The sequence below is a fragment of the Siphonobacter sp. SORGH_AS_1065 genome (assembly GCF_030818595.1).
Classification (GTDB): Bacteria; Bacteroidota; Bacteroidia; order Cytophagales; family Spirosomataceae; genus Siphonobacter.
The window spans coordinates 3,571,245-3,584,635 of sequence record NZ_JAUTAM010000004.1 but is presented as its reverse complement, the minus strand read 5'-3'; the positions used below and the strand labels follow the sequence as shown (position 1 = coordinate 3,584,635).

13 protein-coding genes are annotated in these 13,391 nt (G+C 45.3%); 5 read left to right on the top strand and 8 right to left on the bottom strand.

Going from position 1 to position 13,391, the window contains the following annotated elements:
* Window positions 1-106 precede the first annotated feature (106 nt).
* Window positions 107-997 (top strand): fumarylacetoacetate hydrolase family protein, encoded by an 891-nt coding sequence (locus tag QE390_RS15545; RefSeq protein ID WP_106638042.1) that lies wholly within the window; start codon window positions 107-109, stop codon window positions 995-997.
* 71 nt (window positions 998-1,068) lie between these two features.
* Window positions 1,069-1,848 carry a diaminopimelate epimerase gene (gene dapF, locus QE390_RS15540; RefSeq protein ID WP_106638043.1) on the top strand — a complete coding sequence of 260 codons (780 nt, stop codon included), beginning with the start codon at window positions 1,069-1,071 and terminating at the stop codon, window positions 1,846-1,848.
* Window positions 1,849-2,009: 161 nt separating this feature from the next.
* On the opposite strand, the gene tyrS is transcribed toward dapF, so the two are convergent.
* From tyrS to QE390_RS15520, 4 genes are read right to left on the bottom strand one after another with little or no spacing between them, the layout of a single operon-like run.
* Complete coding sequence (gene tyrS / locus QE390_RS15535) at window positions 2,010-3,296, bottom strand: tyrosine--tRNA ligase (RefSeq protein ID WP_106638106.1); 1,287 nt, start codon at window positions 3,294-3,296, stop codon at window positions 2,010-2,012.
* A 37-nt stretch (window positions 3,297-3,333) separates the two neighbouring features.
* Entirely contained in the window at window positions 3,334-4,341 is a 1,008-nt protein-coding gene (locus QE390_RS15530; protein WP_307142808.1) for a hypothetical protein, read from the bottom strand.
* 15 nt (window positions 4,342-4,356) lie between these two features.
* A complete protein-coding gene (locus tag QE390_RS15525) occupies window positions 4,357-5,577 on the bottom strand; it encodes an S-adenosylmethionine:tRNA ribosyltransferase-isomerase (RefSeq protein ID WP_307142807.1) in 1,221 nt (406 codons plus the stop codon).
* 5 nt (window positions 5,578-5,582) lie between these two features.
* The gene (locus QE390_RS15520) at window positions 5,583-6,092 is read right to left on the bottom strand and encodes a hypothetical protein (protein WP_106638046.1); all 510 of its coding nucleotides are present in this window, start codon (window positions 6,090-6,092) and stop codon (window positions 5,583-5,585) included.
* 302 nt (window positions 6,093-6,394) lie between these two features.
* On the opposite strand from QE390_RS15520, the gene QE390_RS15515 reads away from it, so the two are divergent.
* The 3 genes from QE390_RS15515 to QE390_RS15505 all read left to right on the top strand — a co-directional run bounded on the left by QE390_RS15515 (window position 6,395) and on the right by QE390_RS15505 (window position 9,152).
* Window positions 6,395-6,946, top strand: coding sequence for a cob(I)yrinic acid a,c-diamide adenosyltransferase (locus tag QE390_RS15515; RefSeq protein WP_106638047.1), 552 nt, complete (start codon window positions 6,395-6,397; stop codon window positions 6,944-6,946).
* A 64-nt stretch (window positions 6,947-7,010) separates the two neighbouring features.
* Window positions 7,011-8,075 (top strand): branched-chain amino acid aminotransferase, encoded by a 1,065-nt coding sequence (locus QE390_RS15510; protein WP_307142806.1) that lies wholly within the window; start codon window positions 7,011-7,013, stop codon window positions 8,073-8,075.
* Window positions 8,076-8,183: 108 nt separating this feature from the next.
* Window positions 8,184-9,152 (top strand): esterase-like activity of phytase family protein, encoded by a 969-nt coding sequence (locus tag QE390_RS15505; RefSeq protein WP_307142805.1) that lies wholly within the window; start codon window positions 8,184-8,186, stop codon window positions 9,150-9,152.
* Window positions 9,153-9,273: 121 nt separating this feature from the next.
* Here the strand turns inward: QE390_RS15505 and QE390_RS15500 are convergent, their stop codons facing one another.
* The 4 genes from QE390_RS15500 to QE390_RS15485 form a co-directional block, all read right to left on the bottom strand.
* Window positions 9,274-10,023 (bottom strand): alpha/beta fold hydrolase, encoded by a 750-nt coding sequence (locus tag QE390_RS15500; protein ID WP_307142804.1) that lies wholly within the window; start codon window positions 10,021-10,023, stop codon window positions 9,274-9,276.
* Between the two features lie 114 nt (window positions 10,024-10,137).
* A complete protein-coding gene (locus QE390_RS15495; protein ID WP_157830437.1) occupies window positions 10,138-10,794 on the bottom strand; it encodes a hypothetical protein in 657 nt (218 codons plus the stop codon).
* A 184-nt stretch (window positions 10,795-10,978) separates the two neighbouring features.
* Window positions 10,979-12,229 carry an ATP-dependent Clp protease ATP-binding subunit ClpX gene (gene clpX / locus QE390_RS15490; RefSeq protein ID WP_106638052.1) on the bottom strand — a complete coding sequence of 417 codons (1,251 nt, stop codon included), beginning with the start codon at window positions 12,227-12,229 and terminating at the stop codon, window positions 10,979-10,981.
* Between the two features lie 27 nt (window positions 12,230-12,256).
* A complete protein-coding gene (locus tag QE390_RS15485; protein WP_307142803.1) occupies window positions 12,257-13,348 on the bottom strand; it encodes an acyltransferase in 1,092 nt (363 codons plus the stop codon).
* Window positions 13,349-13,391: the final 43 nt, after the last annotated feature.

Here is a 13,391-nt window from a genome sequence, read left to right as displayed (position 1 = left end):
AGATTTAAGCGATAAGCCTGCCGAAGAAAGTATACCTTTGAACGAGTATCAAAGCCCCGAGGGCGAATTCTATTTAAGAAGTATTATCAAACTTGCATATTAACGAATGAAACTCTTTCGCTACGTTACTGACGAAGATGTCATTCCCGGCATTCTGATCGACGGGAAATCTTACAGCCTGGAACCCTTCTTCGAAGCTTTGGGAGAAGAAACCGGAGCCTATGACTTCGACGAAATCTTTTTCGAAGAAGAAGGTCTGGCCGTTCTGGAAGATTACCTGGATCAATACGGAACCTCTGAGTTACCAGAGTTAACGGGCCCCATCGAATACGCTTCCTGCGTGGCTCGCCCTTCCAAAATTATTTGCATTGGCCTGAACTATGCCGATCACGCGAAGGAAACCAACGCTCCCATTCCAGCCGAACCCATTGTTTTCTTCAAAGCAACGACGGCTCTTTGTGGTCCTAACGATGATGTGATCATTCCCCGTAACTCCGTAAAAACCGACTGGGAAGTGGAATTAGCCGTAGTGATCAGCTCCGAATGCCGTTACGTTTCAGAAGAAGAAGCGGAAGATTACATCGCGGGTTATGCCATTATGAATGACTATTCGGAACGCGAATTCCAGTTGGAACGCGGAGGTCAGTGGGATAAAGGTAAGGGTTGCGATAACTTCGGTCCGCTGGGTCCTTATCTGGTGACACCCGAAGAAATCGAAGACGTTACCAACCTGCCCATGTGGTTAAAGGTAAACGGCGAAACGTTACAAAATTCGTCTACAACTCAGATGATCTTCAACGTTCCCCAAATCATCAGTTACCTCAGCCAGTTCATGACTTTACTGCCCGGTGACGTCATCTCAACCGGCACACCTCCGGGCGTTGGCCTGGGCTTCAACCCTCCACGTTACCTGAAAGCAGGTGACATCGTGGAGTTAGGTATCGAAGGCCTCGGCGAGCAACGGCAGGTAGCGATTTCCTGGGAAGATGCTTATTAATTTTCGAGGATAAGAATCTATTTTTGCGGGGACGTGTTCAGGCTGGACACGTCCCTCTTTTTATTGACCAGATGACTATTCCATTTTACAAATACCAGGGCACGGGTAACGACTTCATTATGATTGATGATCGTGAAGGCCTTTTTCCCGTTGCTAAAGAAAAAATTGCTCAGCTCTGCCACCGCCGCTTTGGGATCGGTGCCGACGGGCTGATCTTACTTCAGAAGGATGAGGCGTATGATTTTCGCATGAAATACTTTAACGCCGACGGTGGCGAAGGTTCCATGTGCGGAAACGGCGGGCGGGCGACCGTTCGCTTTGCCCACGACCTCGGCGTTATTGGCGACGAAACTCGCTTCATTGCCGTGGACGGCGAACACGAAGCCTCTGTTACTCCCGAACGCATCGCTCTAAAAATGAGTAATGTAAAAGGCCTGGAAGAACACGCTGATTATAGCTTTATGAATACAGGTTCTCCACATGTCGTAGCGTTTACGGAAGATCTGGAAAATTACAAAGTGTACAACGAAGGTTACGCCATTCGCTACTCAGATGACTGGGTAAAACGCGGGGGTACGAATGTTAACTTCGTAGAGCAACTGGGTGAAGATCAACTGTTTGTTCGCACGTATGAACGCGGTGTAGAAGACGAAACGTATTCCTGCGGAACGGGTGTAACCGCTTGTGCCTTAACGGCTCACGTCAAACGTGGGGTAGCAAGTCCGGTAAAAGTGAAAGTTCTGGGAGGTAATCTGGAAGTGAGCTTCGAACAAACCGGAGCTGATTCCTTCGAAAATATCTACCTAATCGGCCCAGCCGAACGGGTATTTGAAGGAAGTGTTGAAGTTTGAAAGAGTTTAAGAAGGTTTGATTTAGTGTGAGGTTTTGATGCCTTTGAGAATAACTTTTCTCTTGATACTTAAAAGGTTTGAGGTTTGACTTAAAGTAGTATTCTGCTCTAAATCAAACCTCAAACCTTTTATCAAACAGACTCACACTAAATCAAACCTTCTTAAACCACTTTCACTAAATGGTTTTTCTTGCCTTTGGCAATCAGGAGATATTTACCCTGCAATAACTGAAAATCAACCGTCTGATTCGCATCGGTGATTTTGGCTTTGTTTACTGAAACAGCATTGCCCTGAATCGCTCTTCTGATTTCACCCTTCGAAGGATATACTTCAGCCGCGGCCAACAAGTCCGTTACGTTTGGAGCGGCTTCGTAATCAGCCAGTGAAATTTCCGTTTGAGGAACCCCTTCGAAAACCTGTACAAAGGTCTGCTCGTCGAGCGACTGTAAAGTTTCCAGCGTGCCTTTTCCGAATAACACTTCACTTGCCTGAACGGCCATTTCGTAGGCTTCCGCCGAGTGAACGCGAGTCGTTACGTCTTTGGCAATGGCTTTTTGCAGGATACGTAAATGTGGAGCTTCGGCGTGCTGGGCTTCAAGGGCTTCAATCTCTTCCTTGGAAAGTAAGGTAAATACCCGAATCAAACGACCACAATCGGCATCAGCGGCATTCAGCCAGAATTGGTAAAACTGATAAGGACTGGTTCGTTCTGCATCCAGCCAAACATTCCCACTCTCCGACTTACCAAATTTCGTTCCGTCCGCTTTCGTTACCAGTGGCGTCGTTAAGGCGAAGGCACGGCGTTCGGCATCCTCTTCATTCCCCCCTTCTTTACGACGAATAATTTCGGTTCCTGTCGTAATGTTACCCCACTGATCCGAACCACCCATTTGCAGCTTTACCCCACGGGTTTTGTACAAATGATAGAAGTCGTACCCTTGTAACAACTGGTATGAAAACTCCGTGAAAGAAATACCCGTCTCCAGACGCTTCTTCACCGAATCCTTCGACATCATGTAATTCACGCTCAGGAATTTACCCGCTTCACGCAGAAAACCCAGGAATGAAAAATCCTTGAACCAGTCGTAGTTATTAACGATTTCAGCGGCATTACTTCCGGTAAAATCCAGAAATTGTTCCAGTTGTTTTTTGATACCAGCCTGATTAAGTGCCAAGGTTTCTTCGGATAAAAAGCTGCGTTCAGCGGCTTTAAACGAAGGATCGCCGATCATACCCGTAGCACCACCCACCAGTGCATAAGGCTTATGGCCGGCTCTTTGCAAGTGTACCAGCAACATAATGGTGGCGAGGTTACCAATATGCAGCGAAGAAGCCGTCGGATCGAAGCCAATGTAGGCTGATGTCTGTTCTTTTTCCAGTTGTTCCTCCGTTCCGGGCATCATGTCCTGCAACATGCCCCGCCAGCGGAGTTCTTCAATAAAATTGATTTTCATTTCTTCTATTATTATTCCGTCTGGGAGATCATCAATGTACCAATTTCCAGAGTCGGGCATAAACCTGACCAGCCGCTTTACGAGCGTTAAATTTTGCCCGGTTAATTCCCATTTTTATCTGGGTTGCCGACGAAAGAACGGGTAATTCGTAATGCTCCTTCAAATGTTCTTTGGCTCGATTTTCACAGATTCGATAGCTATCTGCCTTGCTATAATCCTGACTACCCTGACCAATGGGGTTAAAAGGCGAATGTAACGCGTAGTCTTCCAAAACAAAATGCTGAAAACGATGCCCACGATTTACCATGTCATAAAACCAGCTAGTGCCTAAATCAGCTCCGTTCCAGACACCTCCAAAGCAGCGACTTTCTCCCGAAGGCAAGGTATTGTGCTGATAGTTTTGCAGATTAACCAGGCAGGCATATTCGTTTAACCGGCATTCTGGCAATGGATAAACCCTACCAGAACGAATGATTTCGAGATCGAGTTTTTGCCGAGGCGTTGCATGAGCTTCGTGTACAGCAATGGCTTCTGCCTGTGAAGGAACGTATGATTCCTGCTTGCTACCCGAACATTTATTATCCCAGTTAGCTGGACAAGACCAGCACTGCCCAATGGAGCCAGCTCCGGCTAGTTTACGTTTAGAAAAACCCTTCTCGAACATATCTCCAATCATATCTGCATGAAACAGCATGTCATTATGCAAAATGAAAAGATATTGATTAGTAGATTTTTCCAGAGCATACTGATAGGGCAAGCTCCAGCGAAGTTTCTCGTCCTTTTTTACCTGTTCATAATCCAGCGGACCCAACTGGTAAAACTGAGTAGGGTAATACAGTTGAACCTTCTCGTTTTTTAATCCCTCTAATACGGTGTAAATACCATTTATATCTCCGTGCGGTTGTTTATATTCGACACTAATATGAATGGTATCAATATGTTGCCGACTATACTTTAACAAACTAAGCAAAGACACCAACGTCTGGTAGGGCTTACCAAAATATACAATCGAGACGTCAACTGGATTTTTAGGATTCATTTTCTAACTATTTTCTTATAGATCGAAGGGTAACAACAGCGACGAGTCGCCATAGCTTAAAAATCGGTAATTATTAGTTAGAGCTTCGGCGTACATTCGTTTCCAATCATCACCAATTAATGCAGCAATGAGTAACAACAAAGTAGAACCCGGCTGATGAAAATTGGTTACCAAACCCTGACAAACCCGAAATTGATACCCCGGAAAAATCATAATCTGGGTTTCGCCCACAATTTCCATTCGGTTCTCTGCTTGCATCTGCTTCAAAATAGCCCGAAAAGCCTCTTCTTTGGTAGGTAACTCCGGGTCAGCGTACTCCTGATGAATAAACTGCGTAATGTAAAACCCATCAGAAAAAGAGAAATACTTCCCCTGTATCACCTGAACGCCAAGCCAGTACATGGACTCCAGCGAACGCATGGACGTTGTCCCTACGGGTATGATACGACTGGCTTGTAATAAATGTTCGAGATTGGCCTGGGTAATAACCAGTTGCTCGCCGTGCATTTTATGCTCCAGAGCATTTTCGGTTTTGACCGGCTGAAACGTTCCTGCTCCTACGTGTAAGGTCAGAAACTCCCGTTTAATACCCTTTTTATCCAGAGCTTCAAAAACGCGATCGGTAAAATGTAGTCCGGCAGTTGGGGCGGCCACGGCTCCCTGTTTTTCGGAATAAACCGTCTGATACGTTTCCAGGTCCGCTTCTTCGGCTTCGCGTTTGAGGTAAGGAGGTAAGGGGATTTTACCAATGGCCTGCACCACATCCACAAACCGAATTTCGTTCGTCCAGCTCAGTCGTACCAGCGATTCGTCGGCACTTACCAGCTCCGCAGAAAGGATAACCGACTGTCCATCAATCGTCAGTTCTTTCTGCAAAACTTCACCTGACTTCCAGCGTTTCCGATTCCCAATCATACACTCCCAAACGCAGGCATGTGATTCCTCCATCACTACCGGAATAACCGTACTCGGTTCGACCGGATGCAGGAGAAATAGCTCAATTTGAGCTCCAGTTACTCGCTGAAAATGCAGACGGGCCGGAATAACCCGGGTATTATTGAAAACCAGTAACGTATCTTCCGAAAGTTCACGCACAATCTCGGGGAATTGTGCATGGGTAATCTGTCCTTTCCGGTAGACCAGTAATTTCGAAGCGTCACGTTCGGTAAGCGGAAACCGGGCAATCTGTTCATCCGGTAACTCGTATTCAAAATCAGCAATGGGTAGATTTTGCATACGCTTTACTCTTTTACGGGGCCGGTTAACAGCAAACGCAAGGGGATATATACCATCCACATAATCATCAGGAAGGTTCCCGCACTAGTAACCCAACTGAATTGGGGTAATTGCACCGTTTCCTGGGGGTCATTAATGAGGGCCAGAATATATACCGATGCTCCTAATAATACATTCGTGAGGGTTGCTCCGAAGTTCATCCATTCGGTAATGATGTAATTGAGTTGCTTGCGGTAAAACATCCATTTTACCGCTCCAGGTAACTTAATAAATCCGTCGGGTAACTTGGGAAACAAGCGACTCATCCACAAAAACAGCATATTAAGAACCAGCATGGTACCACCCGTAATGTAGAAGATTAACTCCTTCGAGTACATTTCTGTAGCTTCTTTTGAAGGATCAAAGGAAAGTGGAACTTCGGTGGGAAGTTTTTGGTAAGCCATTAAAATAGCCACGATAAATCCGAGAATGGATACGTATCTGGTAATCTGGGAAATGAAATATGCGATAGTCATCTGCTCAATGTTCCTGACCACTTTACCTGTTGCTCGTATTGGCAGGCTGTGGTTTCGGGCCGCAAAGTTACGACGAACTCGTCGTTGAGATTGTGATTACTTCCGAAAACCTTTCATTTATTCCTTGCTTCTGGCTTCATAGGTCACTAAATTTTCCTCATTCCGTGTTATAACATTCATTTTCAAAGAACATCGGGCTAGTTATTAAATTAGTTGTCAAGACAATTAATTTTTAAATTCTACGGACGGGCTTTGCCGAAAACCTTTAGTTTTGCAGTTACTATAGCACGCGAAGGTCAGGCATGAAGATTTACACCAAAACCGGAGACACAGGTACTACCTCTTTAATCAGTGGTCGTCGTATTTCGAAGGCCGATTTACGCATTGAGGTGTTCGGCACTGTAGACGAACTGAACAGTTACGTAGGTCTGGTTCGGGATCAGTCGGTGAATGAAAACCGCCGTTCTCTTTTAAAGGAGATTCAGGATCGGCTTTTTACCATTGGCTCCCATCTGGCAGATGACCCGGAACGGCATTCCAGAAAACCGCTGCCCGACTTACAGCGAGAAGACGTCACGTTAATTGAACTCGCCATCGACGCTATGGAACAGGAACTTCCCGCTCTGCGTCATTTTGTCCTACCCGGTGGCCATCCTTCCGTTTCTTTTGCTCACTTGGCCCGAACCGTTTGCCGGAGGGCTGAAAGACAGGTGGTTCTCCTCAGCGAGAAGGCTCAGGTAGAGGACATCATCATTCAATATTTAAACCGATTATCCGATTACTTTTTTGTACTTTCCCGAAAAATGGCTCAGGAATTACAGGTCGAAGAAGTAAAGTGGATTCCCAGAGTCTAATTTCGAAACCGATTCTGCAACAAAACATAACGCATTCCCATTCATTTTGTAAATTCTTTGCCCCATGATTGACACACTGCCCATAGACATCCAACAGACCAGTCAAAGCCGGATTGGCGAGTTAAATCTTGATCAACTGGTTTTTGGCCGCACTTTTGCCGATCATATGTTCGTCGCGGACTTTGATGGCAAAGAATGGACCGATCTGCGTATCGTACCTTACGGCGACATGGCTTTCTCTCCGGCCCTGATGCCCTTACATTATGGTCAGGCTATTTTTGAAGGCATGAAAGCCTACAAATCAGCGGATGGCGAAGTATTAATTTTCCGTCCCCAGGAAAATGCGGCCCGCCTGAACAGATCGGCTCATCGCCTTTGCATGGCCGAGATTCCAGAAGATATTTTTCTGGCTGGGTTGTATGAGTTGTTAAAGCTCGATTCTCAGTGGGTGCCCCAACGCGATAACTACTCGCTGTACATCCGTCCGTTCATGTTCGCTACGGATGAGTACATTGGCGTGTCTCCTTCTAAAAAATACCGTTTCATCATTTTTAACTGTCCAGTAGGAGCTTACTACTCGAAACCCGTCAAGGTGAAAGTAGAAACGCAGTACGTTCGGGCGGCTCCCGGCGGAACAGGTGCTGCCAAATGTGCAGGTAACTACGCGGCTTCGCTTTATCCCGCTAAACTGGCTCAGGAAGAAGGCTACGATCAGTTGATCTGGACGGATGGTGCCGAGCATAAATATGTGGAAGAAGCCGGAACTATGAACTTTATGTTCGTGATTGACGGCAAACTGGTTACGCCTGCCGTAAGCGACAGTATTCTGGACGGCATTACCCGTAAATCCATCGTTCAGATCGCCAAAGATTGGGGTATGGAAGTGGAAGAACGTAAGGTTTCTATCGCTGAGTTAATCGAAAACCTCGAAAATGGCCGTCTGGAAGAAGCTTTTGGAGCGGGTACGGCAGCCGTGGTTTCGCCAATCTCGACGATTGGTTACGAAGGCAAAAACTTCGAACTTCCCGAAATTAAGGCTGATAGTTTCGCTAATCGCGTAAAAGCGTATCTGGACGATATCAAATACGGTCGTGTAGAAGATACGCACAACTGGATCGTTCGTCTCTAATTCTTTTTGAGTAGTGATGCATGTTCAGACTACTTTTTGATTTCATGGGAAAGCCCGCCTAACGGTGGGCTTTTTTCGTATCTTTCTTGAGCCATACCTTACTTAGCTATGAAAACGATAGGATTATTTTTTCTGCTCTGGACCGCCGCTCTGGTAGCCGAGGCCCAACATTTCCGGCTGGAATTATTGAAATGGTATAACCTCAGCGATTCCACCACTCTTCAGAACGATCCCTATTTTGGGGGCTTGTCGGGCATTGAATACGTCCCTAAACTTGGGAAATGGTACCTGGTAACGGATGGAGCCGATTCCACTCGCCAGAGTTACTTGTTTGAATTTGATTCCTTATTTAATACCTGGAATTACAAACGCTGGAAACTTAATAAAATCCATAGTGCCGAGTCGGTTAGATTTGACAAAGCAGATTCTTCGCTGTATTTCACTACTGAATTAGGAGCTGGAAAAACGTACGGGGAGTTTCTGAAATTGAAGAAAGACTCAACCGTTCATACGCTGGCCAGCTACCAGGATTTTGAAGACAATAAAGGCTTTGAAGCCATGGCTCTGGACAGCAACCGGGTTCTGTGGGGAGCCAGCGAATGGCCCCAAACACCCAATAATCCTTACTGTCAGGTAACCGGATATGGACTGAATCAGGGGGATACTTTGGTTCGGGCCTTATATCCGCTGGACCGGAACGCTTGTGGTTATCCCGATAATGGCATTTCTGAAATGCTACTGGCTCGGGATGGGCAGTTATTATTTCTGGAAAGATGCTGGACGGGTGAACGCGATCAAAGTAACTATTCCATTCGTCTGTTCACGACTTACATTCCCAAAACCGGCTCTGACGCAGGTTCACAGTCAACGAGTCTACTGGAAAAGAATCCGGTAGAGGTGAACTGGGGCGGTGTTCATCTGGATAATATTGAAGGGATGTCCTGGGGTCCGATTATCAACGGAAACCGAACGCTGGTATTAATTTCGGATAATAATTTCAACAAGTTTGATCGGAATAAAACGCCAGAAAATCGCCAGAAATCTCAGCTAATCATCCTGAAAGTGTTACCCGATTAACTTAATAATTCATCGCTTGAGCGTTTGATTTGGGTTAAATGGGTGATAGCGAAGGGTAACTAGAAGCCTCGCTGTTCACTAACTCAACCGATGGATCAAACGCTCAAATCCAATTTTCAAACTATATTTCTTTCAAAGAAGCTTCACGTTCTACTCTTTGCCAAAAAGACTGAATGATTTCCAGACAGTCGTCAGGTTCTTCCGTCATCCCCATGTGACCCGCTTTTTCCAAAATCAACTGACTGCTATTAGGCGTTAACTGCACCTGTTCCATGGCCTCCTCAGGCTTCACGGCTTTGTCTTTCATGCCAATAATAAACAACACAGGATAGGTCGCCTTCTCCAGCACCTGCCGCCGATCCGGGCGGTCTTTCATCGCCTGCATCCCGGCGATGAGGGCTTCTGGTGGCAGTTGAGAGACATGTGTAATGTGCTCTTCCAGAACACCGGGGTTATTCTCCGCAAATGCATCGCTGTACATATTCTTCACGAATCCCTGAAGAAAACCTGCGGGGCCTTTTTCCTTAATTGCGGCTACATTTTTGTCGCGATTGGCTTTTTTTTCTTCCGTATCCGCATAAGCCGTAGAATGAAACAAGCCTAGTCCTTCTATAAACTCAGGATGTTTTTCGGCCAGAGCCAAGGCTATGTAGCCCCCCATCGAATGACCAATTACCACACCCCGCTCCACGCCCTGAGAGCATAGGTCCTTATACACCGCTTCGGCATATTCGTCAATCGTCTTTAAATCGGATCGGGACGCATAACTGGGTGTTAGTACATTGGTGGCAGGCCAGAAAGCCGCTTTGATGGTGTCCCAGACTTTAGCATCTTCTCCGTATCCGTGTAATAAAATGAGTGGCGTTATCATATCTTTTCCTTATTAATAGGTTTGAACAAATTTCCGGAAAGTTGTAAAAAAAATACACCCGAAAAAAGATAGGCTCTTTCCCGGGTGTACGTTGATGAAGTGTGACTGTTATTCCTATACGCTATCTAATAAACCGATCAGCAGGATTACCGCACCAATAACCATCATAATCAAACCAATGATCTGTACAACGTTCACTGGGATAATCAGGAAGATTACGCCGACTAATAACAGAATCAAACCCACTTTAACGTTCTGGCTTAGTGCGTTTGTTTTGTTAGCTTTTTTCGCTTTAGCCAGTTGCTTCTGCACTTTCTTAGTGACCAATTTGGTCATCATTTTATTAGCTACTACGCTTTTCTGAGCAGCATTCAGGTTATCTGAACTAGCTTTTTTCTGAATTTTAGCCAGTTTCTTCTGAATTACTAATGCTTGTTTTTCGAACGCAGTACCCTTCGTCTGAGTTACCAGTCTTTCAGAAGCACTGGCAATCATTTCGGGAGTAACTTTAGGTAACGTAACAGGCTTTTCAGCAGAAGCGGGTTGATCTGTAGTTTTCGCTACCGCTACTGGAGCCTGCGTTTCTGGCGTTTGCACTGGCGTTACTTCCGTGGCAACCGCCTCTGAAGTGGCAGGGGTAGTAGTTTTCGCAGCTACCTGACGCTCGTAAGAAGGAGCGGTAGATTTTTGAAATCCTGTCGTTGCAGAGCGATTACAGGACGTCAACCATAACATCGACCCGACAGTCGATAACAGTAAGATTTTACGCATAGGGAAAGTTGATTTAAATAGAGTTAATACAGGAAATACAGGCACGGACCTAAAAAAACGAATGCCCTAGTCGAAACCAGAGCATTACATTTTAACCTACCTGAATTTTTGTTTATCGACTTTCCCAATATGAGGAATTTATTACTCCAAAAGACGGATCGTTAGTACACCCCGGTAGAAGCTATTACGCAACTTTCTTCATCATAAAGAAAGCCGACCGTTCGAATTTCTCACGGGCATAATTCAGCGAAATCGTGAATTCCTGTACGCCTTCTTCGGAGGGTAATTCAAACATGGCATCGGTCATGATGGCTTCGCAGATGGAACGCAACCCCCGAGCTCCCAGTTTGTATTCATTGGCCTGATCAACGATGTATTCCAATACGTCGTCTTCAAACTGAAGCTGAATTCCCTCCATGTTGAAGAGCTTTTCGTATTGCTTCGTCAAAGCGTTTTTAGGCTCCGTCAGAATTTTACGAAGGGTAAATTTGTCCAATGGGTCCAGCGAAGTAATGACTGGCAAACGTCCCAGCAATTCAGGAATCAGACCATAAGACTTTAAATCCTGGTGGTTAACCATCCGCAGTAATTGCTGAGATTCGAGCAAACGAGACGTATTGTCGTCTTTTGTGAATCCAATCGGGCGAGTATTCAGACGCTTCGAGATGTGACGTTGTACGCCGTCGAAAGCTCCACCGCAAATAAAGAGAATGTGTTCGGTATTAATCGGAACCAGTTTCTGTTCGGGGTGCTTGCGACCACCCTGAGGAGGAACGTTAACGATTGACCCTTCCAGTAACTTCAATAAAGCCTGTTGAACACCTTCGCCAGATACATCACGGGTAATGCTTGGGTTATCCGACTTACGGGCAATTTTATCGATTTCATCAATGTAGACAATACCGCGTTCGGCTGCTTCAACGTCGTAATCGGCAGCCTGAAGTAAACGGCTCAGAATGCTCTCCACGTCTTCGCCTACGTAACCAGCTTCGGTAATAACCGTGGCATCGGCTACGGCGAAAGGCACCTGAAGAATTTTAGCAATGGTACGAGCCAGGTACGTCTTACCCGTACCCGTCTCTCCTACCATGATGACATTGGATTTCTCAATGTAAATGTCATCGTTGGTTTTCTGTTGCTGTAAACGCTTGTAATGGTTATATACGGCTACACTCAGTACTTTCTTGGCATCGTCCTGACCAATCACGTACTGGTCCATGAACTTTTTGATTTCCTGCGGCTTGGGTACTTTTAGAATTTGAAACGCTGGTTGGGGTTCTTTTTTCTTCACGGGCTGTTTAACGCCCAGTTCCTCCTGCACCAATTCAAACCCCTGCTCAATACAGAAGTTACAAATCAGAGCGTCCATTCCTGATAATAATAAATCTACATCCTTCTTTTTTCGCCCACAAAACGAGCACGTACTTGCATCCATTCGCATGTCTTTCTCAGGTGATACTATCTATTTTTTTGCCGACTGTTTAGCACTCCCTCTGGACCATTTGACAATGGGCATCTCTACATTCTTGTGGATTTTCCAGCTTAGCCAGAAAATTAGTAACATAAGACCCATGTCTGCCATTCCGAGAGCCCAAACCGAAGAAAAGCCAGCCTTGAAAAGTAATTTATTCGCAAAAACAATGACGGGGAAGTGCATCAGATAAATCACGTAAGAAGCATCTCCCAGGTGAATCAGCAAATTTGGAACCCGATACGCATGAGAACGATCGGCTTCCACAAATCCCCAAACTATCAATAGTGAAGGTATACCCAGATTCCAAACGCGGGTCATATCGCCTCCCGTTCGGGGTGCCAGATAAAAAGCTGCTAAAAGCCCAATCAAAATTACTAACCAAAACTGATTCAAGCGGAATCTTTTGTGGAGATAATAAACCGAAACTCCGAAAAGAAATTCCAAATTAATGGGACTTAATAAAAAAAATCTGACAATGCCACTGCCAAAAAGCCACCCGTGGGAAAAGATGTAAAAGGAATTAACGATGGTTCCCAGGGTTAAAGCTACTAAAATCCAGGCAGAATGCCGGGACACTAGTAATAAGGCAAATAACAGATAGAAATATATTTCGTGCGACAATGTCCAGGTAACAGCATCCAGTGCAATATGTTCTGGATATAAAGTCAACGTTTTTATTAAGTTAATCCAGTCAAACGGATAAGCATCGGCCACTAACGCGGGTTGTATTTTTTGAATGGCGAGCATTGCCAATAATAAAGGCACTACGAAAAACCAGTAAACGGGATATACCCGATAGAATCTTTTTTCAAGATAAGGAACCAGTTCACGAGGCTGATTAATGTATTTGGCACTGGTATGAGCAATGATGAAACCGCTAATGACAAAAAACAGATCGACGCCCGCATAACCAATGTTGAACCAGTCAAAAAGAAAGGTCTGCTGATAGGTACGGGAGATGTTTTCGGAAATATGATATAAAGTAACGGCGATGGCTGCTAAACCCCTCAGCATTTGAATAGAGTTATAACGAACGACAGCATTACTCAACGTTGAAGGGCTCAAGGGGACGGAACTCATGGGTTTGAAATAAACTAGAATTTGCGTGGGTTAAGGGCTTTTA

Coding starts and splice junctions, on each gene's coding strand:
- QE390_RS15545 (WP_106638042.1), top strand. CDS start 107: ATGAAACTCTTTCGCTACGTTACTGACGAAGATGTCATTCCCGGCATT.
- dapF (WP_106638043.1), top strand. CDS start 1,069: ATGACTATTCCATTTTACAAATACCAGGGCACGGGTAACGACTTCATT.
- QE390_RS15530 (WP_307142808.1), bottom strand. CDS start 4,341: ATGAATCCTAAAAATCCAGTTGACGTCTCGATTGTATATTTTGGTAAG.
- QE390_RS15525 (WP_307142807.1), bottom strand. CDS start 5,577: ATGCAAAATCTACCCATTGCTGATTTTGAATACGAGTTACCGGATGAA.
- QE390_RS15520 (WP_106638046.1), bottom strand. CDS start 6,092: ATGACTATCGCATATTTCATTTCCCAGATTACCAGATACGTATCCATT.
- QE390_RS15515 (WP_106638047.1), top strand. CDS start 6,395: ATGAAGATTTACACCAAAACCGGAGACACAGGTACTACCTCTTTAATC.
- QE390_RS15510 (WP_307142806.1), top strand. CDS start 7,011: ATGATTGACACACTGCCCATAGACATCCAACAGACCAGTCAAAGCCGG.
- QE390_RS15505 (WP_307142805.1), top strand. CDS start 8,184: ATGAAAACGATAGGATTATTTTTTCTGCTCTGGACCGCCGCTCTGGTA.
- QE390_RS15500 (WP_307142804.1), bottom strand. CDS start 10,023: ATGATAACGCCACTCATTTTATTACACGGATACGGAGAAGATGCTAAA.
- QE390_RS15495 (WP_157830437.1), bottom strand. CDS start 10,794: ATGCGTAAAATCTTACTGTTATCGACTGTCGGGTCGATGTTATGGTTG.
- clpX (WP_106638052.1), bottom strand. CDS start 12,229: ATGGATGCAAGTACGTGCTCGTTTTGTGGGCGAAAAAAGAAGGATGTA.
- QE390_RS15485 (WP_307142803.1), bottom strand. CDS start 13,348: ATGAGTTCCGTCCCCTTGAGCCCTTCAACGTTGAGTAATGCTGTCGTT.